At 37.1% G+C, this 23,663-nt stretch carries 34 protein-coding genes, 2 pseudogenes and 1 riboswitch; of the genes and pseudogenes, 15 read left to right on the top strand and 21 right to left on the bottom strand.

Going from position 1 to position 23,663, the window contains the following annotated elements:
* Nucleotides 1–129: 129 nt before the first annotated feature.
* Complete coding sequence (locus LZP85_RS01095) at nt 130–801, bottom strand: NAD(P)H-dependent oxidoreductase (RefSeq protein ID WP_025909885.1); 672 nt, start codon at nt 799–801, stop codon at nt 130–132.
* A gap of 155 nt (nt 802–956) precedes the next feature.
* Between LZP85_RS01095 and LZP85_RS01090 the strand changes: the two genes are divergently transcribed.
* The 6 genes from LZP85_RS01090 to LZP85_RS01065 all read left to right on the top strand — a co-directional run bounded on the left by LZP85_RS01090 (nt 957) and on the right by LZP85_RS01065 (nt 7,028).
* Nucleotides 957–1,388, top strand: a complete 432-nt coding sequence (locus LZP85_RS01090; protein WP_119542861.1) for a hypothetical protein — start codon at nt 957–959, stop codon at nt 1,386–1,388.
* A 189-nt stretch (nt 1,389–1,577) separates the two neighbouring features.
* Nucleotides 1,578–2,255: a response regulator transcription factor gene (locus LZP85_RS01085; RefSeq protein ID WP_119542862.1), complete on the top strand. Its 678-nt coding sequence runs from the start codon at nt 1,578–1,580 to the stop codon at nt 2,253–2,255.
* Complete coding sequence (locus LZP85_RS01080; protein ID WP_226639434.1) at nt 2,252–3,631, top strand: sensor histidine kinase; 1,380 nt, start codon at nt 2,252–2,254, stop codon at nt 3,629–3,631. The genes LZP85_RS01085 and LZP85_RS01080 overlap by 4 nt, the downstream gene beginning before the upstream one ends.
* 109 nt (nt 3,632–3,740) lie before the next feature.
* The gene (locus LZP85_RS01075; protein ID WP_226639433.1) at nt 3,741–4,775 is read left to right on the top strand and encodes an ABC transporter permease; all 1,035 of its coding nucleotides are present in this window, start codon (nt 3,741–3,743) and stop codon (nt 4,773–4,775) included.
* Between the two features lies 1 nt (nt 4,776).
* A complete protein-coding gene (locus tag LZP85_RS01070) occupies nt 4,777–5,457 on the top strand; it encodes an ABC transporter ATP-binding protein (protein WP_119542865.1) in 681 nt (226 codons plus the stop codon).
* A gap of 209 nt (nt 5,458–5,666) precedes the next feature.
* Entirely contained in the window at nt 5,667–7,028 is a 1,362-nt protein-coding gene (locus LZP85_RS01065; protein ID WP_119542866.1) for an amino acid permease, read from the top strand.
* 72 nt (nt 7,029–7,100) lie between these two features.
* On the opposite strand, the gene LZP85_RS01060 is transcribed toward LZP85_RS01065, so the two are convergent.
* Nucleotides 7,101–7,772: a zinc-ribbon domain-containing protein gene (locus tag LZP85_RS01060; protein ID WP_025909878.1), complete on the bottom strand. Its 672-nt coding sequence runs from the start codon at nt 7,770–7,772 to the stop codon at nt 7,101–7,103.
* 168 nt (nt 7,773–7,940) lie between these two features.
* On the bottom strand, nt 7,941–8,117 hold the full coding sequence (locus LZP85_RS01055) for a hypothetical protein (protein WP_156413464.1): 177 nt from the start codon (nt 8,115–8,117) through the stop codon (nt 7,941–7,943).
* A 182-nt stretch (nt 8,118–8,299) separates the two neighbouring features.
* Between LZP85_RS01055 and LZP85_RS01050 the strand changes: the two genes are divergently transcribed.
* From LZP85_RS01050 to LZP85_RS01025, 6 genes are all read left to right on the top strand, one after another.
* Nucleotides 8,300–8,563 (top strand): YesK family protein, encoded by a 264-nt coding sequence (locus tag LZP85_RS01050; RefSeq protein ID WP_025909877.1) that lies wholly within the window; start codon nt 8,300–8,302, stop codon nt 8,561–8,563.
* A 49-nt stretch (nt 8,564–8,612) separates the two neighbouring features.
* The gene (locus LZP85_RS01045; RefSeq protein ID WP_025909876.1) at nt 8,613–8,903 is read left to right on the top strand and encodes a hypothetical protein; all 291 of its coding nucleotides are present in this window, start codon (nt 8,613–8,615) and stop codon (nt 8,901–8,903) included.
* 3 nt (nt 8,904–8,906) lie between these two features.
* The gene (locus LZP85_RS01040; RefSeq protein WP_206782867.1) at nt 8,907–9,215 is read left to right on the top strand and encodes a cytochrome c oxidase subunit II; all 309 of its coding nucleotides are present in this window, start codon (nt 8,907–8,909) and stop codon (nt 9,213–9,215) included.
* Nucleotides 9,216–9,420: 205 nt separating this feature from the next.
* Complete coding sequence (locus tag LZP85_RS01035) at nt 9,421–9,741, top strand: ArsR/SmtB family transcription factor (protein ID WP_025909875.1); 321 nt, start codon at nt 9,421–9,423, stop codon at nt 9,739–9,741.
* A gap of 55 nt (nt 9,742–9,796) precedes the next feature.
* On the top strand, nt 9,797–10,225 hold the full coding sequence (locus LZP85_RS01030) for a DMT family transporter (protein ID WP_206782866.1): 429 nt from the start codon (nt 9,797–9,799) through the stop codon (nt 10,223–10,225).
* Nucleotides 10,226–10,246: 21 nt separating this feature from the next.
* Nucleotides 10,247–10,720 carry a DMT family transporter gene (locus LZP85_RS01025; RefSeq protein WP_144594221.1) on the top strand — a complete coding sequence of 158 codons (474 nt, stop codon included), beginning with the start codon at nt 10,247–10,249 and terminating at the stop codon, nt 10,718–10,720.
* 38 nt (nt 10,721–10,758) lie between these two features.
* Here the strand turns inward: LZP85_RS01025 and kynB are convergent, their stop codons facing one another.
* The 4 genes and pseudogenes from kynB to kynU form a co-directional block, all read right to left on the bottom strand.
* Nucleotides 10,759–11,382 (bottom strand): arylformamidase, encoded by a 624-nt coding sequence (gene kynB / locus LZP85_RS01020; protein ID WP_206782865.1) that lies wholly within the window; start codon nt 11,380–11,382, stop codon nt 10,759–10,761.
* Nucleotides 11,383–11,407: 25 nt separating this feature from the next.
* Nucleotides 11,408–11,763, bottom strand: a pseudogene (locus tag LZP85_RS01015) (tryptophan 2,3-dioxygenase family protein).
* Nucleotides 11,764–11,970: 207 nt separating this feature from the next.
* Nucleotides 11,971–12,265: pseudogene (locus LZP85_RS01010) on the bottom strand (amino acid permease); the annotation flags it as partial.
* 54 nt (nt 12,266–12,319) lie between these two features.
* Nucleotides 12,320–13,594: a kynureninase gene (kynU, locus tag LZP85_RS01005; protein ID WP_206782864.1), complete on the bottom strand. Its 1,275-nt coding sequence runs from the start codon at nt 13,592–13,594 to the stop codon at nt 12,320–12,322.
* Nucleotides 13,595–13,774: 180 nt separating this feature from the next.
* Here kynU and LZP85_RS01000 point away from each other — a divergent pair, with 180 nt between their 5' ends.
* A complete protein-coding gene (locus tag LZP85_RS01000; RefSeq protein WP_119543736.1) occupies nt 13,775–14,389 on the top strand; it encodes a TetR/AcrR family transcriptional regulator in 615 nt (204 codons plus the stop codon).
* Nucleotides 14,390–14,415: 26 nt separating this feature from the next.
* On the opposite strand, the gene LZP85_RS00995 is transcribed toward LZP85_RS01000, so the two are convergent.
* The 6 genes from LZP85_RS00995 to LZP85_RS00970 form a co-directional block, all read right to left on the bottom strand.
* Nucleotides 14,416–15,156, bottom strand: coding sequence for an amino acid ABC transporter ATP-binding protein (locus tag LZP85_RS00995; RefSeq protein WP_206782863.1), 741 nt, complete (start codon nt 15,154–15,156; stop codon nt 14,416–14,418).
* A gap of 24 nt (nt 15,157–15,180) precedes the next feature.
* Entirely contained in the window at nt 15,181–15,909 is a 729-nt protein-coding gene (locus LZP85_RS00990; protein ID WP_119543734.1) for an amino acid ABC transporter permease, read from the bottom strand.
* Nucleotides 15,910–15,975: 66 nt separating this feature from the next.
* Nucleotides 15,976–16,812: a transporter substrate-binding domain-containing protein gene (locus LZP85_RS00985; protein WP_206782862.1), complete on the bottom strand. Its 837-nt coding sequence runs from the start codon at nt 16,810–16,812 to the stop codon at nt 15,976–15,978.
* A 108-nt stretch (nt 16,813–16,920) separates the two neighbouring features.
* Nucleotides 16,921–17,105: riboswitch (Lysine riboswitch) on the bottom strand.
* Between the two features lie 147 nt (nt 17,106–17,252).
* Entirely contained in the window at nt 17,253–18,128 is an 876-nt protein-coding gene (locus LZP85_RS00980) for a YitT family protein (protein ID WP_061786685.1), read from the bottom strand.
* A gap of 180 nt (nt 18,129–18,308) precedes the next feature.
* On the bottom strand, nt 18,309–18,440 hold the full coding sequence (locus tag LZP85_RS00975; protein WP_119543731.1) for an AgrD family cyclic lactone autoinducer peptide: 132 nt from the start codon (nt 18,438–18,440) through the stop codon (nt 18,309–18,311).
* Entirely contained in the window at nt 18,421–19,056 is a 636-nt protein-coding gene (locus LZP85_RS00970; protein ID WP_163070980.1) for an accessory gene regulator ArgB-like protein, read from the bottom strand. The genes LZP85_RS00975 and LZP85_RS00970 overlap by 20 nt, the downstream gene beginning before the upstream one ends.
* A 248-nt stretch (nt 19,057–19,304) precedes the next feature.
* Here LZP85_RS00970 and LZP85_RS00965 point away from each other — a divergent pair, with 248 nt between their 5' ends.
* Both LZP85_RS00965 and LZP85_RS00960 read left to right on the top strand, forming a co-directional pair.
* Nucleotides 19,305–19,640, top strand: a complete 336-nt coding sequence (locus LZP85_RS00965) for a PadR family transcriptional regulator (protein ID WP_076512921.1) — start codon at nt 19,305–19,307, stop codon at nt 19,638–19,640.
* Nucleotides 19,637–20,149, top strand: coding sequence for a DUF1129 family protein (locus LZP85_RS00960; protein WP_119543727.1), 513 nt, complete (start codon nt 19,637–19,639; stop codon nt 20,147–20,149). Before LZP85_RS00965 ends, LZP85_RS00960 begins: the two co-directional genes overlap by 4 nt.
* A 172-nt stretch (nt 20,150–20,321) precedes the next feature.
* On the opposite strand, the gene LZP85_RS00955 is transcribed toward LZP85_RS00960, so the two are convergent.
* From LZP85_RS00955 to LZP85_RS00920, 8 genes are all read right to left on the bottom strand, one after another.
* Nucleotides 20,322–20,837, bottom strand: coding sequence for a stage II sporulation protein M (locus LZP85_RS00955; RefSeq protein ID WP_076512898.1), 516 nt, complete (start codon nt 20,835–20,837; stop codon nt 20,322–20,324).
* Between the two features lie 108 nt (nt 20,838–20,945).
* Nucleotides 20,946–21,146 carry an uberolysin/carnocyclin family circular bacteriocin gene (locus LZP85_RS00950; protein WP_076512897.1) on the bottom strand — a complete coding sequence of 67 codons (201 nt, stop codon included), beginning with the start codon at nt 21,144–21,146 and terminating at the stop codon, nt 20,946–20,948.
* Nucleotides 21,147–21,178: 32 nt separating this feature from the next.
* Nucleotides 21,179–21,379, bottom strand: a complete 201-nt coding sequence (locus LZP85_RS00945; RefSeq protein WP_076512897.1) for an uberolysin/carnocyclin family circular bacteriocin — start codon at nt 21,377–21,379, stop codon at nt 21,179–21,181.
* A 32-nt stretch (nt 21,380–21,411) separates the two neighbouring features.
* On the bottom strand, nt 21,412–21,612 hold the full coding sequence (locus LZP85_RS00940) for an uberolysin/carnocyclin family circular bacteriocin (RefSeq protein WP_076512897.1): 201 nt from the start codon (nt 21,610–21,612) through the stop codon (nt 21,412–21,414).
* A gap of 38 nt (nt 21,613–21,650) precedes the next feature.
* A complete protein-coding gene (locus LZP85_RS00935) occupies nt 21,651–21,851 on the bottom strand; it encodes an uberolysin/carnocyclin family circular bacteriocin (protein WP_078990337.1) in 201 nt (66 codons plus the stop codon).
* Nucleotides 21,852–21,882: 31 nt separating this feature from the next.
* Entirely contained in the window at nt 21,883–22,578 is a 696-nt protein-coding gene (locus LZP85_RS00930; RefSeq protein ID WP_119543726.1) for a YIP1 family protein, read from the bottom strand.
* A 182-nt stretch (nt 22,579–22,760) separates the two neighbouring features.
* A complete protein-coding gene (locus LZP85_RS00925; protein WP_153301208.1) occupies nt 22,761–22,931 on the bottom strand; it encodes a hypothetical protein in 171 nt (56 codons plus the stop codon).
* Nucleotides 22,924–23,649, bottom strand: coding sequence for an ABC transporter ATP-binding protein (locus LZP85_RS00920; protein ID WP_061785741.1), 726 nt, complete (start codon nt 23,647–23,649; stop codon nt 22,924–22,926). Before LZP85_RS00920 ends, LZP85_RS00925 begins: the two co-directional genes overlap by 8 nt.
* Nucleotides 23,650–23,663: the final 14 nt, after the last annotated feature.

The raw sequence follows: 23,663 nt of genomic DNA, 5'->3' as shown, positions 1-23,663 counted from the left end.
TAGCCTTTGAATATTTGTTAATCTTTTAATGATCCATCACCCTCTATTTTTCTATATTTTAACATATATTCATACAAAAAAAAGCAGCATCTTATAATAGAAACTGCTTTTTACTATGATTTATTTCTTTTACTTTATCCACTGCACTACTTCGTCAAAGTCTCTTCTTGTTTTTTCACGCTTTGGATCTTCAACGCGATAACCAAATGCAACCATAACAGAGATATCGTATTGACCATCCTCAAGAAGTCCTTCTTCTTTTAAAAGCTCATGCGTTTTTTCATAATTAAAGCCTTCAATTGGACAAGAATCAACACCGATTTGCGCTGCTGCTGTCATCATATTACCAAGTGCGATATACGTTTGCTTACTTGCCCAGTCAAACAGCGCACGGTCGCTTTCAAATAAGCGAGCATCTTCTTCTTGGAACGCTCTGAATCTTGGTAAAACAGACTCTAACACATCTTCTGGCATTTCTTTAACTGTTTTTTGATGATTCATTGCGTACTCTGAATCATAGCGTGCGTCTGTACGCGCTAGAATGATAACAAAATGACTTGCTGTTGGCAGTTGTCCTTGCGCTCCCCATGAAACTTCTTTCAAGCGACGTTTTAAGTCTTCGTTCTCAATCACCAAAAACTTCCATGCCTCATAACCTAATGAACTTGGAGATAAGCGTCCAGTTTCCATAATAAAACGGAAATCCGCTTCTGACACTTTCTTTGTTGGATCAAACTCTTTCGTTGCGTGACGGAAATGAAACGCATCTAGAATTTCTTGTTTTTTTGCTTCGTTGCTCATGACATATCCACCTTTCTTCTCTCATCAATTTCTATGTGTCATGGTAATGAATTTCATTGCAGAATACAACTATTTAGCTTTTTACAAAAAGATTAACTATTCCATATTTCCTTTGTATAATAAGGTAAAGCAGAATGAGAAGGAGATAAAGTAACATGAGAATAAAAGTGAAAGAATGGGTTTCTTCACTATGTAACAATACACCGTTATCAAAAAACAATGCTATTATAAAAAACCAAACTTTTTACTTAACACTAGAAGAATTTGCTGATCAACCTCAGGTCTATATGCGTACCATGAACGAAGGATTATCATTCGGATATGAAACTGTACAATGGGATGGGCCAATTCCTGCTTCTGAGCCAGCTATCCACCAAATTCATATTCTCTATTGGAAAGAAGTCGAACTTTTATCACATGTTCAACTCTGCGAAAAAATAACTAAGCTTTTGATTCAAACTATCGAAAAACGAAAAAGCGAATATGCAAGATGTCAATTTTGTAAAGACTTAGTGAGTCAAGAGCATCGATTTGATGAACAAACATGTCATAGTTGTGCATCTCGTCAATATGGAGTCGTTTATTAAGAGAAACTTAGCGATGAGCCAAAAAGGTATTTTCTTCTCTTTTTAACATTCAGCCTCCCTATTAACATAGCAGCTCTCATGATTTGGGTCATAACAATTTAGGTTATGGCTTTTTTCATCATTTGAAAATTCTTTTCACCAGCGGTATGTTTAAAAGAAAAGATTTCTTAAAGAAAACGAGGAGCTTATATGAAAAAGATTCTACTTGTCGATGATGATTTACATATTCTCCAGCTTGTAACTATTCACCTATCACAAGCTGGCTATGATGTAATACAAGCAAAGCACGGAAGCGAAGCGCTCGAAAGACTACAGGAAGAAGACATTGCTCTAGCCGTCGTTGATGTAATGATGCCTTTTATAGATGGCTACACTCTGACAAAAGAGATTCGTCGCTTATATGACCTTCCCGTTATTTTGCTCACTGCAAAGAGCCAAATTGAAGATAAAGAAGAAGGCTTTGCCGCCGGAACAGATGATTATCTTGTAAAGCCTTTTGAACCAAAAGAGCTGCTGTTTCGCGTTCAAGCACTTTTAAGAAGATATGCAAAAGAAGAAGATGCGTCTGTTATTAAGCTGGGCCAAACGATCATTAATAAAAGAAGCTACGAAGTCAAAGTTGGAACGAAAACGCTTCTTCTACCGCTGAGAGAATTTGAGCTACTGGCCTTTCTCGCTTCTAATTCCATGCGTGTTTTTTCCAGAGAAAACCTGATTGAACACATATGGGGCCTTGACTATGAAGGTGATGCCAGAACGGTAGACGTTCATGTTAAACGGCTGCGCGAGCGTTTTACAAACCTAACAGAAGACTTTCATATTAAAACGGTTCGCGGAGTTGGCTACTCATTGGAGACGAAACGATGAAGTCTCTTTATAGCAAATTTGTTATCATTACCGCTAGTATCATGCTCCTTAGCGGCGTGTTGGCTTTTTTAGGTTCGAACCTGTACTATCAGCAAAAATTAAAGCCTTCAAACGACGCAAAGAATACGGAAATTGCTCTTGATATCGCTGAATTTATCAATGAAAACCCACACATTCAATTGAGTGATTACCTTGAGAATATCGCTGAAGTAGGGTATCAAATTTATCTCGTTGACGCTGGTGACACCGAACGTTTTTTTGGAGCAGCATTTCGAGATACAGCATTAAAAAATGAAGTCAAAGCACAGGTTTTAAACGGTGAGATCTATCATGGAATGCGCCAGTTCCCCAAGCAAACGTTTGTAACCGGATTTTTTGCAAATGAGCTTACCAATACAATCGGTGTTCCAATTACGCATAACAGCAAGTCATATGCCCTCTTTTTACGACCAGACATCAAGCTTTTGTTCAATGAAATGCACCTATTGCTAGCATGGCTACTTGCGCTCACTATTTTACTTAGCATCGTTCTTGTCTTATTTAGCACGAACTATTTGGTAAAGCCCATTTCGAGCCTAACGGCAGCAACAAAAGCATTAGCTGCTGGAAATTTCCATCCTAAGCTTCAAACGAAGCGAAACGATGAGCTTGGTGAACTGTCAAAAAGCTTTTTGCAAATGGCTCAAAAGTTAGAACAGCTAGATGATATGCGAAAAGAATTTATTTCGAACATCTCTCATGACATTCAATCTCCGCTGTCTACTATTAAAGGATATACCGGCCTTTTAGAACAAGACAGTCTAACAAGCGAGGAAAAAGTTCAATATATTTCTGTCATTAACAGTGAGATTAATCGATTATCAATTTTAACCAAACAGCTGTTACTTCTCGCTTCTCTTGATCGAAACGAAGACATGATGAAGTCACAGCGTTTTCATGTCGGAAAACAGATTGAGAACCTAATTAAAACGCACCAGTGGGCAATTAGGGAACGGGACTTGATGATTACCTACTCCCTTCCAGATATTACAATCACGGGAGATCCCTCACTGCTGAGCACCGTTTGGGATAACCTGTTAACCAATGCGATGAAATACAATAAGCCTGGTGGAACGATTGATGTTTCAATAAAAGTTGCGCATGACTATTTAGTAGTCTCGTTCCAGGATACAGGAATCGGTCTAAGTACTTCACAGCAAAAGCGTATCTTTGATCGCTTTTACCGTGCTGATACCGCTCGTTCACAAACGGTCGAAGGAACGGGACTTGGTCTTTCAATCGTTTCAACAATCATAAAGCTTCATAACGGCGAAATTAAGGTAGACAGTCAAGAAGGTGAAGGCACATTATTTCAAATTAAACTTCCTATTTCCTAAAGCTACATCCTGATGGATGGGGCTTTTTTCATTTGTAACCTGCCGTTCATCGTCCATTCACAAACAACTTATACACTAAAAGTACGAAATCAAATTGGAGGAGATTTTGATGAACATCGCATGGAAAGAAATCAAAAAAAACAAAGCAAAATTCCTTATACTAGGCTCCATTATCTTTCTTGTAAGCTTTTTAACCTTTATTATTTCAGGCCTTGCAAACGCTCTGTCAAAGGATAATGCAGCACTCATTAAAAACTTGCCTGACGGACAGTTCTACATGACGAAAGAAGCAGAAGAAACGTATAACCTCTCGTCAATTGACCGTTCTGTTCAAGAGAGTGTTCTAAACGAGTATAAAGACGCTGTCGCTTTTTCAATTGGAATGGGTTTTGTGAATGATGAACGAGATAAACAACGTAGCGTTTCCTTTGTCACATCAACGGATTCAAAGCTCTTTCCGAATCTAAATAAAGGTGAAGTTATCCTAGACTCCTCCTTGAAAAAAGAAGGAATCAAAGTTGGGGACACGCTTACTCATGACCAATATGATGGAACGTTTGTGGTGAAAGGCTTTGTCGATGAAGCCAAATATAGTCATACACCCGTTGCTTATATTAATGAGGTGGACTACCAAGGAATGTTTGCCACAGAAGACCTGCAGCTGATTTTCTTGCCGAACATAGATGAAGCTCCGCTTGTTAATGGACTTCAATCTTTTTCAAACAAAGAGTTTTTAGCTACCATCCCAAGCTACAATGCTGAACAAATGTCATTGAATATGATCATTTGGTTTTTAATTGTCATTAGCTGTATGCTGTTTGCCATTTTCTTTTATATGATGAACGTTCAAAAAATTGGACTGTACGGAATTCTAAAAGCAATTGGGATGAAAACGAGCAGATTGTTTACAATCATGTGGACGCAAATGCTGATTATCACCGCTGCTTCTATTCTATTGTCCATTGCATGTAGTCAGCTATTCAACCTAATAGCACCTGAAGGAATGCCTTTTAGCTTACCTGTTCTAACTACTCTTAAACTTGCTGGTGTGTTTCTCGTTATCGGCTTTACCGGCTCGACGCTATCGGGTATTCAAATTAAAAAGATTGAACCTTTAAAAGCAATTCAACAAGGAGAGATGTAAAATGACGACTTTTACAATAGAACATGTAAAAAAATCGTTTACTAACGGAGAACGAAGGGAAGATATTTTAAAAGGAATTGACCTTTCATTAAAAGAAGGTGAAATCACTGCTCTTGTTGGTGCATCAGGTTCTGGAAAAAGTACGCTCCTTACAATTGCAGCTGGACTGCAGTCCGCATCAAGTGGACACATTATATTTGAAGAAAAAGACTTAGTAACCATGAACCCTGAGCAAATGCGGAAATTGCGTGCAATCAAGTTTGGGTTTGTGTTTCAATTTGCTCACCTTGTGCCATTTTTGACGGTTGAAGAACAGCTTCTCTTAATGTTAGATGTAGCGGAAGTATCGATGTCAAAACGTGAAAAGAAGCAAGAAGTACAGCATATCTTAAAACTTGTACAAATGGAACATCGAAAGAACGCATACCCTCCCTCTTTATCAGGAGGAGAAAAACAACGCGTCGCAATCGCTCGAGCCATCATTCATCAACCAAAAATACTGTTTGCTGATGAGCCAACAGCAAGCCTTGATTCAAAGCGTTCAAAAGACATCATGGCTCTTTTACAAAAGTTAACAAATTCACTGAAGATCACAACGCTTATCGTTACGCATGATGAAGAAATGCTTATCTATGCAAATCGTGTGATTCGTATGAGCGATGGCGTTATTATGCAGGATTAACTCAGCGACCTTTTCACATCTCCCATGGTGAAAAGGTTCTTTTTTACTTTCTAGACCGTTTACCAATAAAAAATCTTTAAGATGCTAATCCTACATCATATAATGTCATTTTTAATTTATCTTTTCAACGTACGATACATAATGAGCCATATTCAGTTACTAATTTACTACGTCACACCAACTAGAAAGAAATGAAAGAAGGAATACTTATGCAGGAACAAAAATTAGCAAGAGGTTTAAAAAATAGACATGTCCAATTAATTGCTATTGGAGGTGCTATTGGTACAGGGCTATTTCTCGGATCAGGAAAGTCCATTAACTTAGCGGGACCGTCCATTTTGTTTGCTTATATGATTACAGGACTAATTGGGTTCTTAATTATGCGCTCGCTGGGTGAATTACTCTTAACCAACCTTGATTATCATTCTTTTGTCGATTTTGTTCGTGATTATTTAGGAGACATGCTTGGGTTTATTACGGGTTGGACCTATTGGTTCTGCTGGGTCTGTATCGCTATGGCTGACTTAACAGCTATTGGGCTTTACACTCAGTATTGGTTTCCGTCCGTACCGCAATGGATACCAGGTCTCATTGCGCTTGTCATTTTACTCATGATGAACCTAGCAACGGTCAAGCTATTCGGTGAGATGGAGTTTTGGTTTGCATTAATTAAAATCATTGCCATATTAGCTTTAATTATTGCAGGTACTTTTATGATTATTAGGGGTGCGTCGACACCAAACGGAACTGCTAGCTTAGGTAATTTATGGAATCGCGGAGGCATGTTTCCAAATGGTTTGAACGGATTTATTCTCTCATTCCAAATGGTTGTATTTGCTTTTGTAGGAATCGAGCTCGTAGGATTAACGGCAGGAGAAACAGAGAATCCCGAACGCAATATTCCCCTTGCCATTAATAATATCCCTATTCGAATTTTACTTTTCTACATCGGTTCTCTTTTCGTCATCATGAGCATCTATCCTTGGAATGATGTAGATCCATCTCAGAGTCCCTTTGTTCAAGTATTCGCTGCAATCGGAATTATTTCAGCTGCGACAATTGTTAACTTTGTGGTCTTAACATCAGCTGCGTCTGCGGGAAATAGTGCTGTATTTAGTACAAGCCGCATGGTTTATTCCCTAGCTAAAGATCAGGATGCACCAAATTCTTTAGCAAAAATAAACGAGCGACAAGTTCCCGCAAACGGACTCTTTTTCTCAACTGTGGTCATTTTAATCGGAGTTGTCTTAAATTACACCATGCCAGAAGGTGTATTTACCTTAATCACGAGTATTTCAACCGTATCATTCATTTATATATGGGGGATTATCGTTATTTGTCATATGAAATACAAAAAAGATCGCCCTGATTTAGCAAAAGAAAATCCATTCAAAATGCCGCTTTACCCGTTTACTAACTATTTAGTTTTAGTCTTTTTAGCATTTATTTTAGTGGTATTAACACTCGCTCCGGATACGCGCGTTGCACTGTTTGTCACGCCGCTTTGGTTTATTTTGCTCGTTGTTCTCTATAAAGTTAAAAAAACAAGACAAGATTCTTTACATCATTGACAAAATGAACAAAAAGCATCTTCACTAAAAATCTAGAAAGTGAGGATGCTTTACTTTATAAAACTTATTGACTTATTCGATGCCTAGCTTCTCAATTCGCCTCATTAATCGTTCTTTATATATGCCAGAAGAGAAAGCTGTTTGATCTAAATAGTCTTCTGCTTGGTTTTCGTATTCGTCTACCTTTTCAAGCTCTTCTTCATTTCCTGTTTTAAAATACTCACCTGCTCCAATCATCAGCTCGCTGTGAGTATGAAACGCTTTTAATAGCAGTTCATGGTCATGTTCAAACATTTCTGGTGGCTTTACGCCCTTTAATTCTTTATAAATGTCTTCAAACTCCCCTTGTGCTCTTTCAGCAGGCTTTGTTAATTGTTTAAACTCTGAATCCCATTCCATGTTGACATCAACGGAGCTATTTTCAATTGAACTAGAAAACTGTTCTTGCACCGCTACATCCTTTACTAATAAATCGAGAGCGAGCTGTTCATATTCTGCTTCCGTGAGCTTTTTTGGAATCATTATGTAAATGATGACACCGATAATTAAAATAAGGCCAGCAATAGTGATTTTTTTATTGTTCTTTCCTGTACCTATCACTTCTTCTACACGCGATGCTGACGCGTTCTGCTTTTTTTGTACAGGTTCGCTTATCTTTTTACTTCGATTAATTACTGCACCACATCCGCTACAAAATTGATCTTCCCCTCCCAATGAATTTCCACAGTTCGTGCAAAACTTCATCTGTGCCCCCTCCTGCCTATTTTTTATACACAACTAGTAAAATTATACTACAAACAAACTGAGAGAGATAGACTAATTAACCTATTATATACTATGTTTGTACAGTAGTGTTTTTAAACGGTTTACATACTAAAAGGTTGAGGAATCCCCTCAACCTTTTTCATGCTCTTACCCTGCAAAAAAGCTAATAACTCCCAGCAGTACTAAAAGAATTAAAATAATCGAAATAACCTGCACAAATCTAAAAACAAATCGCAAACTAGAGTTATTGTTTCTTTGATCTAGCTTATTATTTAAGTCATCTAACTTTCTTTCTATTTCACTTAGACGGTCTTCTGTATTCATTTGACAACCCCTTCTATCTATTAAAAGTTGTTTATCATTATAGTACATGATAGAAATTTTTGTAAATACCTCTATGATGTTTATCCACAAAGACACCCTTTTAATAAATCCCATATTATGTTAAATTTGAATTAATATCCTTATTCATACTTAGAGCTTTATTAACGGAAAAGGAGGACATTATGCTAAATTCATATACGTTTATCATTATGACTACTTTAGTGATTCTTATTTTTTCTTATCTTATTGGACGAAAGAAAGAATCGTTGAGATATGTAATCCCCCTTGCTGTAGCAGTACTTAGCCTAGCAGGGTTTATAATTAGCTTACTAGTTGGAGGATGGGAAGGGCTTGGTTATGGGGCATTGAGCATCATGGTTTTTGTAGCTGCCGTGCTGTCTTTACTCATTGTGACAATTTCTCAAATGGTGAAGCGTAGAAGATAGTTGTTCCACATGGAACTATTTTACTTTCTCTAAGGAGGAATACTGTGCTATGGATATCGTTTTGGATTTTATTCTTGGAAATCTCTTTATTTTTATCATGATTTTATTTCTAGCATTCTTCATTAGTATTCTGATTAAGAAAAGAGTGCTGATTCTCACTTTTTCTATCTTCACGCTTATAAGTGGCTTACTTTTACTCATTTATGCTTTTAACACTATAACAGGGTTTGATTTAGTCGATGCACAAATGAAAAGTGTGATTGTAATTGGAATAGGACTATTACTCATTCTATTATCAAGTATTTTTATTATTAACCAAGAATTAAAAAGGAGACTGTAACAAATGGGATTTGATTTTTTATTAATTGCGATTGTTGTTATTGGGATTACGTTCTTTTTCTCTAAGAGATACAAGAAAACAGAAAAGGTTGATAAAGGCTTTGCAGTTAGCTACTACAAGCTGTCTTATCGCCGAAAAATGATTCGTACGCTTACAAGTATTCCGTTCATCATCGTTGCTTGCGGAGTTCTGTACTACCTTTCAGATTGGCCTCTTCCCATATACTTTGGGTTTGTCGGTTTAATTAGCGTGATCTTTCTTGTTCAAGTTCTTTATAATTATAAAATGTGGAAAAAAGAAGAACAGGGCTAACTTTTAAAATAGATTATTTAGGCAACACTAGAGATACCCTTACGTAAAGAGATGTCTCAACATGAACTCATGGATGCAAAACGTAGATTTTTCAGTTATTTTATCTTTTATTGTGTTTGCCTTTGTATTACCTTGGCATATGCGGTTTATAAAAAAGGTAAACTAAAAACTTTACATATCGAGAAATATCGATTAATATAGGATCATGGAAAATAAACTTGTAGATATTTTTAAGGTTTTGGGCAATGAAACTCGTTTAGAAATGTTGAAGTGGTTAAAAGATCCAATGGAGCATTTTGATAAGCCTACTGCGCACCTGTCAAAAACTATTAGTGACAAAGGTGGTATTTGTGTGGGAGATATTCAAGAACGCGCAAACTTATCACAATCCACTACTTCGCATTATCTATCAATGCTTCAGCGCATTGGATTATTAGAATCAGAAAGACATGGAAAATGGACGTATTACCGCAGAAACGAAAAAAAAATTGCGGAGATTGCTGAAATCATAAAAAAAGAGCTGTAAGTTCTTTTTTTTTGCTTTAACATATCTATAAATCTCGATATAAGGATGTGAAAGTATGAAATTTTGGATTTATATTGTGGCTGTGTTAGCTGGAATGTCCCTCAGTATTGAAGGGGCTATTTACGGTGTGCTAGGTCAATCCGTCGGAAAACTAGAAAGCAGCTTTTATAACTTCGCGGTTGGTTCTGTTATTTTAGGAATCGTTGTGCTTTTTGTAGGAAAAGGTTCGCTTTCCTACGCGGCAAAAGCACCAAAATGGCAGCTTACAGGAGGAGTATTTGGCGTCATTTATTTAACGATTTTAGTTATTGGCGTTCCGCTTCTAGGCGTTGGCTTAACAATGATTAGCGTAATTGTCGGACAAATGGCGATGAGCATGGTTATTGAGCATAAAGGGTGGTTAGGTAGTAGCAAAACACCCATTACAAAAGAAAAAGTAATGGCCGTTGCGTTGATGGCAATTGCTTTACTACTCGTTTTTTAATTAATTAAAGGAGGTTTTACGATGAGTTTTATCTTGCTCATTGCAGCTGTTATCGGTGGCGTTTTACTTAGCGCTCAATCTTCCGTAAACGGCGCGCTCAGCAGAAAAGCCGGTACGTATGAAAGCGCGTTTCTTACCTTTGCAACAGGTACACTTGTTTTATTTTTACTTATTTTATTCTTTGGCAAAGGTGACGTATTAGCTCTTTTAGATGCGCCAAAATGGCAGCTAAGTGCGGTTTGGTTTGGGGTTAGCTATTTATTTTTAACCGTTTTAGCCGTTCCGCAAATCGGCGTCATTGCAGCCAACATTTCAACAGTTATCGGTCAGCTAAGCGCAGGTATTATTATTGATCACTTTGGATTCTTTGGCGGTGCACAAATTTCATTGGATTGGAAGCGTGGACTCGCTATTGTACTGATGTTAATTGCCCTAAGACTGATCTATGTTGGAAACAAAAAGTCTGTTGAAAAATCAACTTCAAAAGCTGCATAGACGATAAAAGCCACTCTAAGCGAGTGGCTTTTTTTGGATTATCTCTTTCTCAACACCGCGCGTACTGGACTTCCGTCTGCTTCCGTTAGTGAAAGTGGCAAAGCAGCTAGCTCATAGTCTCCTTCCTCAATAGCATCAAGAACAAGTCCTTCTAAAATATGAACGTTATGTGCCGCCAGCTCATGGTGCGCAGCTAGCTCTTTGCTATCAAGCGAGTCCACTGAAGGTAAGTCGAGACCGAGTAAACGAACACCTTGATTTGAAAGATAAGCGGCTACTCCTAGATCGATAGGTGGAATAGACGTTGGAAAAGTCTCGCGATTTGTCCACGCACCGGTCTTGATAAGCAGTCGCGTTACCCCAGCTAAGTCGATTTTCTTTAGCTCTTCAACGCTTATACTGGAAGGATTGTGAAGATGCACAACTTTTGCTTCTCCAATATAAAGATTCACGTCTAAGTCCTTTACTTTTTTCCCTTCACTATCAAAATGAAACGGCGCGTCAATATGAGTACCCGTATGTACACTCATTGTAATTTCACCTACATTTACTGAGCCAGACTCCTCTTTACTCCAGCTCACTCTGTAGGAAAACGGCGTATCACCTGGCCAACATGCCACCTTGTTGCTGAGCAGCTGTGAAACATCGATCCATTTATTCATTATCTAGCACCCTTTCTATTTATCCTTATAGCTTAGTACGCAGACTCCATAATTCCGGGAAGAAGTGCTTATCGAGCGCACGCTTTAAATAGTTTACCCCCGAAGAACCTCCTGTTCCCGGCTTATTGCCGATAATTCGTTCAACGGTACTCATATGGCTAAAACGCCATGTTTGCTGCTGGTTACCAATATCAACAAGCTTTTCAGCTAACTCATAAAGATCCCAGTACTGATCAACGTTTCGATAAACTGTTAGCCATGCTTCATCCACAGCTCGCTTGCTTGGTGAATAACAATAAACAGCATTTCATCATGGTGATTCGAGAGGCGCTGCTGGCTTGATAGTATTGAATCAAGCTGTAAGTAATCTCCGTATGACATTGTCTTCTGAAAGTCTGTCTGTAGGTTTTTTTCTAATTCTATCGCAGTTCTCTTCTTTTGATTTGGCGTATTCACGTTATGTCCCCCTTATTGCATCTCTTTAAATTCATCTGTTACTGTATTTCTAGGTGCATCTACGTCTACCTTCTTACGCTTTGCAACAAAATACGCAATCGTTAAAAATACAAGCTATGGAATACCGAACTGAAGCATAATACCAATTGTTAACACGTAAAATGTTGTTAATCGAAACACCGTTGCTTTGAGAGCTTTTGGAACGGCGACATCAGGATCTTTTACTTCTCCAGAAGTAACGGCAATCATTTCTGTTCCTAAAAAGCGAAATAAAAACGTCCACCCACATACCCCAAAAGCCGAACGGTAAAAACCCTCCGTCATTGACAAGATTTTTTGCACCGATAGCTGAGCTTGGCTCTGTGCCAAACAATATGTATGAACCTAAGAGGATAAAACCTACGATAGCGCTAATTTTAATCATTGATTGAACTTTTACCTATAGAAACTGCTTACTTCGTTCAAGTAAGCAGCTGTCGATTTACGCGACGACTTCGCGTTCGTTTTTAAATTGTTCATAAAGCTTCTCGCTCATAATTTTTTTCAACGTTTGAACTACTTCCCACACCTCGCTATAGGACGTATATAACGCTACGGGTGCTAAGCGAATAATATTTTGGGCGCGAAAATCAGGAATAATTCCTTCTTTCTTTAACGCTTTGCAAATGCGTGCTGCCTCTTTATGTTCAAGACTCACGTGGCCACCTCTGCGCTTGTCATCTGTAGGGCTTCCAAGGGTAAAGGCATATTCCTTTAACTCTGCATCTAGTAAATCCATTAAGTACTGATTAATACGAAGAGATTTTGTTCGAATGCGTTCAATTCCTGCTTCATTAAACAGTTCAAGAGATCCGATTAGCGGTGCTAGACTGAGCACATGTGGCGTACCAATCTGATAAGCACCTGCTGTATGAGCCGGCGTTAGCGTATGGTCCATATCAAACTGCTTTTCTTTCTTTGAGCTGAACCATCCTGCTAAGCCTGGAAGAGTCCCAAAATGCTTTTTATTCACGTATAAACCACCAACAGCTCCTGGCCCACCGTTTAAATGTTTATAGTTACACCAGTAAGCAAAATCGACGCCCCAGTCGCTAAAATGATGAGGAATTGCGCCAATAGAATGGCAGCCATCAAACCCAATGATGATACCGCGCTTATGTGCTTCCGCAGTCAAGCGCTCCATATCTAATATTTGACCGCTTCGATACAGAACGGTTGGTAGAACAATTAATGCGATTTCATCCGTCATTGCTTCAATAATATCCTCTTCTTCTAAAAAGCGACCATCGCGACTTTTCACACGAACTAAATGCTCATCAGGATCGTAACCACGCGTACGCAGCTGGCTTTGAAGCGCATAGATATCAGATGGAAATGTCAGCTCATCCGCTAAAATTTTGGTGCGTGTTCCGCTTGGTTCGTAAAACGTTGAAACGAGTTGATGAAGGTTCACAGTTGTTGAACCTGTTACAATAACCTCTTCAGGAAAGCCTCCTACAAGTGGTGCCATCATTTCACCGAGCTTTTCAGATAGTGAAAACCAAGGATGCTTACCCTGTGTCCAACCATCAATCCCCTGCTCTTTCCAATCTGTGATGACTTCCATCAGCGTTGTTTCCGCTGGCTTTGATAGAAGACCTAGCGAGTTTCCGTCCATATAAATAGCGTCTTGTTTGAGGTAAAATTCTTCTCGAAAAACCACTAATTCATCCTGCGCATCCAGCTTTTCTGCGCATTCTTTTGTTGAATCAAACATCGCAGTCTCCTCCTTTTAGCATTTGTAATCGCTATCTTAACCAAAGATTATCAAAAAATATGACATGATGTCAATATTATATTTCTGAAAATTATAAACATTTTTAACAACTATCTCTTTTCCTTTTATGAGATTTTCTATATGCTAGAAACTAAAGAAAGCTGGAAGGGAGCATACATCATGACAAAGCATAACGTAGAAGATAAACGACATTTGCGTTCGATTAAAACGCGCCAAAAACTATTACAAGCAGCCAAAGAAGTATTTATGGAAGAAGGCTTTCAAAAAACAACCATTAAACAAGTTATTGAAAAAGCAGAAGTTGGCTATGGAACAGCATACGTCCATTTTAAAGGAAAAGAAGAACTGTTAATCGTACTCATGGACAGCGTCATGGCAGAATTCTATAAGATTGCAGAAACCTCCTTTTTTCCACAAACAAAAGAGGAAGCAACGAACATCATCCACAGGCAAACGAATGCCTTTTTACATATGGCTGAGCATGAGCGCAGTATGATGCAGGTATTCGAACAAGCAATCGGCATCTCTCCTGTCGTGTCGGAAAGCTGGAAGAATATTCGAAGGAAATTTATTCAGCGCATCTCACAAGATATCGCTTATGCCCAAGAGAAGGGACTTGCTAGAGATGAATTAAATCATGAACTAGTGGCAAGAGGCTGGTTTTTCACCAATGAAATGTACCTCTGGGATATCGTTCGGCATGAATACGAAAGCTCCATTGAAGAAATTGCGCGGAACATCGCATCTGTTTACATTCGAGGGCTATATAAATAAGAAAAAGCCCTCACAGGGACTTTTTCTTATTTGTCTTTTAACGTACGTTTTAAGAACTCACGCGTACGTTCGTGCGTTGGATGATTAAAGATTTGCTCAGGAGTACCCTCTTCTGCAATAACGCCTTTATCCATAAAGACAATGCGATCCGATACCTCTTTAGCAAATTCCATTTCATGCGTTACGATAAGCATTGTTAGACCTGACTCTGCAAGCTCCTTCATAACCTTTAATACTTCTCCCACCATCTCAGGGTCTAAAGCCGATGTTGGTTCATCAAATAAAAGGACATCCGGCTGCATGGACAAAGCGCGAGCAATAGCCACGCGCTGCTTTTGACCACCTGAAAGCTGTCTTGGCTTCGCATTGATGTACTGATCCATCCCAACGACCTTCAAATAGCCGAACGCTACCTTTTCAGCTTCTTCTTTTGAACGCTTTAACACTTTGACTTGTCCTACTACACAGTTATTTAAAACATTATGGTTATCAAATAAATTGAACTGTTGAAAGACCATTCCTAAATTTTTACGATACTCAAATAGATTATGCTGATCATCCAGAACATTTTCCCCGTTATAAATAATTTGGCCACCGTTCGGCTGCTCTAATAAATTGATACAACGAAGGAGCGTTGATTTCCCCGAGCCCGAAGAACCAATAATGGTCACAACTTCTCCTTTGTTAACAGAGAAATTAATATCTTTTAATACTTCATGACTTCCATACGCTTTGTTTAAATGTTGAATATCAATTACTTGTTCCATTTTCTTATACCTCCTTACCCTTCATTATCGATTTTGGTCCGTTTTAATCATCGTGTAGCTGTCGGGTCCGTCTAATTTACGCTCAAAGTAGCGCAGAATTTGCGATACCATAAACGTCATGACAAAGTAAATCATACAAGCAACAAAGAATGACTCAAAATATCTAAAGTTGTTTCCTGCTACTGATTTCGTGACAAAGTATAGCTCGGAAACGGAAATAACGTTTAATACCGACGTATCTTTAATGTTAATCACAAACTGGTTACCCGTTGCTGGTAAGATATTACGAATGACTTGAGGTAAAACAACGTTCATCATTGTTTGATAATGATTCATGCCAATGGCTTTGGCTGCCTCAAACTGTCCTTTATCAACGGAAATAATCCCGCCACGTACAATTTCAGCCATATATGCTCCTGTATTAATTGATACAACAATAACCGCTGCTAACATCACGTTCATATCAAAGCCAAATGCAAGCGCTGAACCATAGTAAATAACCATTGCTTGCACAATCATTGGCGTACCTCGGAAAAATTCAATGTATACAGATAAAACGAAATTCGTTACCTTCAATCCTGCTTTTTTCAGCCCGCTCGTTGGCGTTGGAACAGTTCGGATAATACCAGCAACTAACCCAATGACCGCCCCAATAATGGTACCTGTCAGCGCAATTAATAGCGTCATCCCAGCTCCGCGTAAAAACATTGGCCAGTTTTCTGAGATGATTGTAATAACCCATTCAAAACTCATCGTTCTTCCTCCCTTACCTCATTACAAAACCGACTGTATGTAGATACAGCCGGTGTTATGTCATCATTATTTTGCTGCAGGTTGGTTTTTGATTGCCGCATCCATAATGCTTGTGCGTTCTTCTTCTGAAATACCTTTTAAGGTTTTGTTGATTTCTTCTTTTAGCTCACTGTCTTTTTTAAGACCCACGGCTACAGCTGTATCGTCAGCTGATGTTTTGAAGCCATCCTTGAATTCAACCATTGCAAAATTATCATTTGCTGCTGAAGCACTTACTGCTTCAGGTCGCTCTGATACATAACCATCAATAACTCCTGATTCTAGCGCTACGCGCATTGCTGGGAAATTATCCATTGCTGTTTCTTTTGATACACCTTTAATTTGATCAATGACGGAGTAGTGAAACGTGTTTAATTGAGCCGTAATTTTTGCGCCTTTGAAATCTGCAATCTTCGTAACACCTTCATACTTACTACCTTTTTTCACAACCATTACTAGGTTTGAATTATAGTAGTTATCAGAGAAATCAATTGTTTCTTTTCGCTCTGCAGTCGGTGACATTCCTGCCACAATCGCATCAATTTTACCTGATGTTAAGGCTGGTACAAGACCATCCCACTCAGTTTTTACAATCACTAGCTCTTTGCCTAATCCATCAGCAATTTTCTTAGCCATCTCAACATCATAGCCGCCTGCATACTGTGAGCCGCCCTTAATTTTAACCGCTCCGTTTGAATCGTCATTTTGAGTCCAGTTAAATGGTGGATAGCCTGCTTCCAAGCCTACCGTAAACGTATCAGCGTCTCCTGAACCCGATGCTGACTCACTGCTTTGACCACAGCCTGCTAATAAAACGACTGCTGAAAGCAATAATGTTAAGAAAAATCCTGCTTTTCTTTTCATAGTTTGTTTCCCCCTTATATCTTTTTAAGCTTTGAAGACAATAAAAAAACGACCCGAGATTTACTCAGGTCGTTTCATTCATCGTTCCCTAAAGTCCTCTCTTTTAAAAGATGAGATAGCACAACTCAATAAGCTGGTAAACTTATTGAGACAGTCCTGCAGTTCTTCACTACAGACCCAGCAAGCAATTATTGAGAACAATTTACTCACTTCGGCGATATTTCCTTCTCTCTAGCTTCAACGTCTCTCAAACTCTGCTAAAGACTGTTAAATACCGCGCCTCTACCTCACTTGACTAAAAGTGAGGTCTTATTAAATTTGTTTCAAGTCTACATCTTTCTTCCTAATCTGTCAATCTGGTTTTTATCGGATAATTTTCCAGCTAATCCTTTCAGCTCTAAAAAAAAAAAAACAATTTTATACAGAATAAAAAGGAGGATTTAATGAATGTTGGTTTTTCTAAAGTTTCCACCCTTTACTTCGGCAACGTCATACACGCGCACAAAAGCATCCGGATCGATTTCGCTGATAATTTCCTTCATTTTACTTTCTTCTAAACGGTTAATAACACACGTAATCTCTTTGAACTTTTCGTGAGAATATCCGCCGTATACTTCTTTATATGTAGCGCTTCGACCTAGTCGATCACGAATTGTTTTAACCATTAAAACAGGCTCATTTGTAATGATTTCAAACGCTTTTGAACCGCTTAACCCAACTTCAACGACATGAATAACCTTTGAAGCGATGAAGTAAGCAATGGCAGAAAGAATGGCTCCTTGCAAGCCAAACACAAAAGAAACCACGATAAATACAAACATATTTAGAAATAAAATAAGATCACTTGTTCCAAACGGTGACTTTCGTGAAAGGAGTACAGCAAGCATATCAATACCGTCCAATGCTCCTCCATTACGCAGTGCTAGACCCATTCCAAAACCAAGGATTACACCACCTACAACGGTTACTAAAAGCGTATCTCCTTCAATAATGGCTGGAGTGTGATGCATAAGAGTTGTACTAACTGCTAAAGAAGCAATACCGATGGTTGAAAAAATAGCGAAGCTTTTTCCAATTTGCTGATAACCTAACCAGATGAAGGGAAGATTGATGATGGCGATTAAAACGCCTAGTGGAATTCCAAAGAGCTGGGAACCAACGATGCTAAGTCCCGTCACACCCCCGTCAGATACGCTATTTGGAATTAATACTGTTTCTAACCCATAACCTGCGATAATGCCACCAATGATGACTAAAAGGCCTCGAAACAATAGTTTTTGTTTACTCGATTTTCGATGCTGTTTTAACGCATTCATGTAATTCCTCACTTCTAATGTTTTTTGACACACATAATTTTATCATAAAATCATCTTCATTTATAAAATTAAGGTATCTCTAAAAGGTACTAAGCATAAAAAACGTAAATAGCCAGTCATCGGTTCAACACCGACAACTGGCTATTTAACTACTTTAAAAATAGAAATAATTACAAAAACTCATTGTAGCTCTTCGTCTTCATCTTCAGGCAATTCAGGTTCATACAGTCCTAGAAAACAACTTGTTGTAAAGGTAGCTTGTGTCATAAATAAACCCGTAGCAGCAACAAAATTATAAAGATACTTTTTCATTTAAATCAATCTCCTTTTTTATTAAAATTTTATCTATTGAATGTATGATAAATACTCCAATAGGTGTAATTGTAAATGTTTGATAAACCAATACCTGCATGATGACAATTGAATATGTCTTGGGAATAAATAAACTTACAATCATTAGAAATAGTGCAATTGAAATAGAGATCCATTTATTTTGTTGTTTCTGCGAATCACTAAAAGCTGCTTCTTTCTTAAATAAAATAGGGGCATATCGCCAAACAAAGAAAATGACTATTGGATAAGCAATGAGCTGCCAATAAATAATATCAAGCATAGGTGAGAGATACTTAGAAGTAAAAGAAATGGTGAAGATAAGCATAACGCTTGCAATTAAACAATGATGGAATTTAGAGAAATGTGCTCCTCCGGAAAACATTCGAAATACGGATAGAGATAGTAAACAAAGTACTGTGAGAAAAAATAGGTCAAATAGAGAACCCAATAGTAAAACAATGAAGACCTGATAAAGTAAAATAATCATCATTTCTAAACCATAGCGAATTTTCCCGCTTACTTTTCTAAAGCTACTTTCGTGAGCAATAACTTCATTGGTTATTGCTTGAGCTAAGTCTTTTGGTCCCCAATTCACACTTACTCCTCCAAACAAACTATACTTTACAATCGTTATATTAGCACAAAAATACTATTAAGTTAAATTAATACAGTTCATTTAAAACACAAAAACTTCCCTGAAAATTCTTTTTCTGGAATTTACAGTACAATTTTGAACCTTTATACGTCATTCTAGTATTTTAGATTCGGTATTTATAAGATAATTTTTATAACCCATCTACATTACTCAACTATAGTTCAGAAAGGCTGGTGAAAGTACTGTCTATTTATAGTCAAATGATTAAAGGCTTATTAGAAGGTAGTATTCTATCTCTTATTAAGCAAAATGAAATATATGGGTATGAATTAATTGAAAAGTTGAGGCAAGGTGGATTTAACAAAGTAAGTGAAGGAACTATTTATCCGCTATTGCTGAGATTACAGAAAGAAAAGCTTATCTCTGCATACTTTATTGAATCCAAAACAGGACCAAGGCGAAAGTACTATAAAATAACGCGGGAAGGTCTAGAGTTTTTACAAGACTTTGAAGGTGAATGGGTTAAATTAGAAAAATCAGTAAACTACTTTCTAAAACATAGAGAGGAGCACTCACGAATATGACTTACCAAGAGGTTGAAAGATTAAAACTTAGATTAACTAAGTACAATAAGCAACAGTTTGAAGAGTTTTGTCTATATCTATCTAGCAGCGATTTAGACACGGAGAAACGTAATGAAATTAGAGATGAAATACTCGATCATCTTTTAGAGGGAGAGAAACAAGGAAAAGGCTTTCAGGACTTATTTGGTCAAAACCCCAGAGAATATACACAACAAATCGTAGAACAGCTACCGAAAAGCTCCTTAAAAGAAAAAATAACCTTTGCGCTTAGTATTCTACTCATATCAACTATTATTATCTTTAGCCGTTCACATAACGATTCATCTGTATTCGTTGATTTAACTTTATTTTCTATTTTAAGTAGCGCTGTCATCATAGGATTTTTTAAATTGACTAAGCGTTTTGCCTTTAAAAGCTCTATCATGAGCATTTTAATTTTAACTCTCATTATTCAAGTTGCAGGTGTACTGTATTACTTTTTAAAAATTCTTTTTATCAACATTAGCTAAAACAATCTCGATTGTGGTAACATTCATTTTATTCTGTTTTGTAGACTACATAACAATGGCTAACCAAGAGCAAAAGAACCATATTAACCTGCCTAATACTAGTAACAGGTGATTGGCTATCTTCTCTTCACTCTTTAAAGGACTGCTTAATGAAACCACTAAGTCACGCCTATTAAATATATTTAGGCGTGACAAATCCTTCAATAAGGCCTGCTATTAAAAGTAATACAACAATAATACCTACTGTTGATAGATTCCTTTTCCAGTTCTTTTTTTGAAAATAAAATTTAAAACCAACGAATCCTATGTAACCTGCTAATAACAAAGCTGGAATCTCGAAAATCCCATGTGGTAATATGCTTATACATAATTCCCAGACGCTTGTGCCATTTAAATATTGACTCGCTATTACGCCCCCAAGCCAAAATCCATTGATCACTAATACTAAAAAAGTAGAAAGCCCAAAGCAAAAAATCCCCGAAAGCAACATGAGCACAACTTTAAAATTTTGAATAAAAAAGAATGTTGCTCCTGAAATCCCTTCTCTTTTCGTGTAATAATTATTGTTGTTACTAATAGCTTCGTTCACATCTGCACTTAAAACTAAACCTAGTCCAAAGATTAAACTTAAGAAGAAGCACCCAACGGAAAATAGAAATAAATACCTATCTTTTAATAATCTTTCCATTTTTACCACCTTAAGATTTTTTTTATACAAGAATTTTGTTATAATAAATTAAGGGAAACGACCGACATCGTTCCCCTCACTACAATTTAATTTGTAGTTGCAATCGTATTAGTAGGCAACTGCAGTTTTCTTAGCGCCTTTTTTCAATAATGATTTAGCTGTTAAGATTAGTGCTGATGTTAATCCAAAGCTAGCAAACATTGAGATTAAAGCTAGAACTGTGCTGCCTGCTTCGATTGCTGTTACGATTACGTTTGCCCAGTATTCAGAAATTCCTAATGCTCCTGCGATATATGCTACTACTTCCATGTTTTCCACCTCATTTTAAAATTTTTAATTTATTAGTAAGCTACTGCCGTTTTCTTAGCGCCTTTTTTCAATAATGATTTAGCTGTTAAGATTAGTGCTGATGTTAATCCAAAGCTAGCAAACATTGAGATCAAAGCTAGAACTGTGCTGCCTGCTTCGATTGCTGTTACGATTACGTTTGCCCAGTATTCAGAAATTCCTAATGCTCCTGCGATATATGCTACTACTTCCATGTTTTTCACCTCATTTTAAAATTTTTAATTTATTAGTAAGCTACTGCCGTTTTCTTAGCGCCTTTTTTCAATAATGATTTAGCTGTTAAGATTAGTGCTGATGTTAATCCAAAGCTAGCGAACATTGAGATCAAAGCTAGAACTGTGCTGCCTGCTTCGATTGCTGTTACGATTACGTTTGCCCAGTATTCAGAAATTCCTAATGCTCCTGCGATATATGCTACTACTTCCATGTTTTTCACCTCCTTTAAATGCATTTATTCTTTTCTAATTAGTAAGCAATTGTTTTTTGCTTGCCAATTTGTTTGATTAACTTTCTCAATGTACTAATCAAGGTTCCTGTTAATCCAAAGCTTCCAAATGCAGCCAATAACTGTGTTACTGTATCTCCAGCCATAATGGCATTCACAATCAAAGTAGCCCAATACTCAGAAATCCCTAATGCCCCGACTAAATTAGCGATTACTTCCATCCTCTCACCTCCTTCAATCAGTGCGATTTTCTTAATTTAAGATGCTCAATAGCATAGAAGAAATAGTAAGAAATACTAACCATGTAGAGAACACAAGGATCATACTTTTTTTCCTACTAAATCCAATACATACGCTAGCACCTAAGGCAATGATGAAGTAACTCCACATGCTGAATATTTCAAGACTAGAGAAGAAATTAAGGATAAAAACCGAATCAGTCCAAGATTGTATCGTAAAACCTAAGCTCGTAATTGGCATTTCCATCGTGTTTTCATTAATAAATAATAGGTTAATTGCTTTCCCAATAATAAGGGGGATTTGCGCAACCATTACGATATGAAAAAGCCCTTTAAACGTTACTCGAACCTTTGCAAATGATAAGATAATTTTATAAATTAAAGTGGAAACCAAGACTGTAAATAAAAACTGAAAAATTCCTACCAAGGTGGTGCCGATTACCATAATCATTTGACTTTTTCCATTTTGCAGTTCTTTTGGCAACATGGATCCAATTTCATTATTCGTTAATAAGTGTTGAGAAAGTAAGTACGTAATAATTCCATATAGAACTAAAATAATGAAGATATTGACCCCCAGTTTTCTTTGCACTTTTAGTTGACTAAAGAATTTAACTGGACTAAATAGTGCGCTAACTAGACTAATGGGATTGGTAGTCGAGAGTGATACAGATTGTTTATTTTCCATTACTTCAGATTGATTCATCATGGTACTTTCTCATCCTCCTGTTTGTTCGTTGCTTCCTGAATAAATAGTACAATAAAAACCCAAAGAATAAACATTTTTTGGATATTGTGGTCGTTTTTTGTATTTTCAGGGGTTATTTTGCTAATATTAGTGACGAAAATAAAAAGACTAAATCCTTAATTTTTTAAGGACTTAGTCTTTTCTTACTTTTTTCTTCTAACAAATTCATATGTTGTAATCGAAAAAACAATAATTATAATCAAAGAGATGACCATAATATCCTTTACCTCTCCTTGATAAATAGCTAATATAAGTGGCGGTGAAGCGAATAGTAAAAACACAATAGTAGCCAGTATAAAGAATTTTTTAGTCATGCTGAGTGCCTCCTGACATATTTAACATTGAAATAAAGTAGTCTTCTAAGCTTTCATTTTTTGTAAAAACACTTGATATATCGCTTTCTATTTTCAAGATTTTTCCTTCATTAATAAAGACTAAAGAGTCACAAAATGTTTGTGCTACTTCTAGCTGATGAGTAGAGAGCAAAATAGAATTACCTGCTGATACATAATCTTTTAAAATTGATTTTATTTTTTTCATATTAATCGGATCAATACCCGATATGAACTCATCTAACAATAAGACGCTAGGCTTATTCAGTAAGCTGCCCATCAAAGCTAATTTTTTTTTATTACCTAAAGATAAATTTTTAATTTTCTTATCGATTTCTTTCTCTAAATGATAGTAAACAACTTGTTTCTCTACTTCCTCTTTAGATAGATTCAAATCAGTTAATTCCATGATGAACTTTATATATTCTCGACCCGTTAACTCGTCGTATAAATACGGATGGTCAGGTATAAAGGTGACTTCTTTCTTCATTTTCTCTATGCTTTCATTATGCAAAAGCACCTTTCCCTCATCCGGTGTAAGGAGTCCCATTGCAATTTTCAACGTTGTGGTTTTACCCGCTCCATTCTGACCAAGAAATGCCGTGATTTTCCCTTTTTCAATATCAAATGAGATATGGTCTAATATGCGTTTGGTTTCAAACGATTTACTGACGTTTTGAAAGCTTAAAGAGTAGTTCATACAATCCCTTCTCT

Source organism: Priestia flexa (assembly GCF_021441905.1).
GTDB classification, from domain to species: domain Bacteria; phylum Bacillota; class Bacilli; order Bacillales; family Bacillaceae_H; genus Priestia; species Priestia flexa.
Note: the sequence above shows the minus strand (reverse complement) of the source record. Positions and strands in the feature narration are given on the sequence as shown.

Coding starts and splice junctions, on each gene's coding strand:
- LZP85_RS00995 (WP_206782863.1), bottom strand. CDS start 15,156: ATGGAACAAGTAATTGATATTCAACATTTAAACAAAGCGTATGGAAGT.
- LZP85_RS00980 (WP_061786685.1), bottom strand. CDS start 18,128: ATGAATGCGTTAAAACAGCATCGAAAATCGAGTAAACAAAAACTATTG.
- LZP85_RS01025 (WP_144594221.1), top strand. CDS start 10,247: ATGAGTTTTATCTTGCTCATTGCAGCTGTTATCGGTGGCGTTTTACTT.
- LZP85_RS00960 (WP_119543727.1), top strand. CDS start 19,637: ATGACTTACCAAGAGGTTGAAAGATTAAAACTTAGATTAACTAAGTAC.
- LZP85_RS01030 (WP_206782866.1), top strand. CDS start 9,797: ATGAAATTTTGGATTTATATTGTGGCTGTGTTAGCTGGAATGTCCCTC.
- LZP85_RS01035 (WP_025909875.1), top strand. CDS start 9,421: ATGGAAAATAAACTTGTAGATATTTTTAAGGTTTTGGGCAATGAAACT.
- LZP85_RS01000 (WP_119543736.1), top strand. CDS start 13,775: ATGACAAAGCATAACGTAGAAGATAAACGACATTTGCGTTCGATTAAA.
- LZP85_RS01090 (WP_119542861.1), top strand. CDS start 957: ATGAGAATAAAAGTGAAAGAATGGGTTTCTTCACTATGTAACAATACA.
- LZP85_RS01055 (WP_156413464.1), bottom strand. CDS start 8,117: ATGAATACAGAAGACCGTCTAAGTGAAATAGAAAGAAAGTTAGATGAC.
- LZP85_RS00935 (WP_078990337.1), bottom strand. CDS start 21,851: ATGGAAGTAATCGCTAATTTAGTCGGGGCATTAGGGATTTCTGAGTAT.
- kynU (WP_206782864.1), bottom strand. CDS start 13,594: ATGTTTGATTCAACAAAAGAATGCGCAGAAAAGCTGGATGCGCAGGAT.
- LZP85_RS01065 (WP_119542866.1), top strand. CDS start 5,667: ATGCAGGAACAAAAATTAGCAAGAGGTTTAAAAAATAGACATGTCCAA.
- LZP85_RS00985 (WP_206782862.1), bottom strand. CDS start 16,812: ATGAAAAGAAAAGCAGGATTTTTCTTAACATTATTGCTTTCAGCAGTC.
- LZP85_RS01080 (WP_226639434.1), top strand. CDS start 2,252: ATGAAGTCTCTTTATAGCAAATTTGTTATCATTACCGCTAGTATCATG.
- kynB (WP_206782865.1), bottom strand. CDS start 11,382: ATGAATAAATGGATCGATGTTTCACAGCTGCTCAGCAACAAGGTGGCA.
- LZP85_RS00990 (WP_119543734.1), bottom strand. CDS start 15,909: ATGAGTTTTGAATGGGTTATTACAATCATCTCAGAAAACTGGCCAATG.
- LZP85_RS00930 (WP_119543726.1), bottom strand. CDS start 22,578: ATGATGAATCAATCTGAAGTAATGGAAAATAAACAATCTGTATCACTC.
- LZP85_RS01095 (WP_025909885.1), bottom strand. CDS start 801: ATGAGCAACGAAGCAAAAAAACAAGAAATTCTAGATGCGTTTCATTTC.
- LZP85_RS01040 (WP_206782867.1), top strand. CDS start 8,907: ATGGGATTTGATTTTTTATTAATTGCGATTGTTGTTATTGGGATTACG.
- LZP85_RS01050 (WP_025909877.1), top strand. CDS start 8,300: ATGCTAAATTCATATACGTTTATCATTATGACTACTTTAGTGATTCTT.
- LZP85_RS01085 (WP_119542862.1), top strand. CDS start 1,578: ATGAAAAAGATTCTACTTGTCGATGATGATTTACATATTCTCCAGCTT.
- LZP85_RS01075 (WP_226639433.1), top strand. CDS start 3,741: ATGAACATCGCATGGAAAGAAATCAAAAAAAACAAAGCAAAATTCCTT.
- LZP85_RS01060 (WP_025909878.1), bottom strand. CDS start 7,772: ATGAAGTTTTGCACGAACTGTGGAAATTCATTGGGAGGGGAAGATCAA.
- LZP85_RS00925 (WP_153301208.1), bottom strand. CDS start 22,931: ATGACTAAAAAATTCTTTATACTGGCTACTATTGTGTTTTTACTATTC.
- LZP85_RS00945 (WP_076512897.1), bottom strand. CDS start 21,379: ATGGAAGTAGTAGCATATATCGCAGGAGCATTAGGAATTTCTGAATAC.
- LZP85_RS00955 (WP_076512898.1), bottom strand. CDS start 20,837: ATGGAAAGATTATTAAAAGATAGGTATTTATTTCTATTTTCCGTTGGG.
- LZP85_RS01045 (WP_025909876.1), top strand. CDS start 8,613: ATGGATATCGTTTTGGATTTTATTCTTGGAAATCTCTTTATTTTTATC.
- LZP85_RS01070 (WP_119542865.1), top strand. CDS start 4,777: ATGACGACTTTTACAATAGAACATGTAAAAAAATCGTTTACTAACGGA.
- LZP85_RS00920 (WP_061785741.1), bottom strand. CDS start 23,649: ATGAACTACTCTTTAAGCTTTCAAAACGTCAGTAAATCGTTTGAAACC.
- LZP85_RS00950 (WP_076512897.1), bottom strand. CDS start 21,146: ATGGAAGTAGTAGCATATATCGCAGGAGCATTAGGAATTTCTGAATAC.
- LZP85_RS00975 (WP_119543731.1), bottom strand. CDS start 18,440: ATGAAAAAGTATCTTTATAATTTTGTTGCTGCTACGGGTTTATTTATG.
- LZP85_RS00940 (WP_076512897.1), bottom strand. CDS start 21,612: ATGGAAGTAGTAGCATATATCGCAGGAGCATTAGGAATTTCTGAATAC.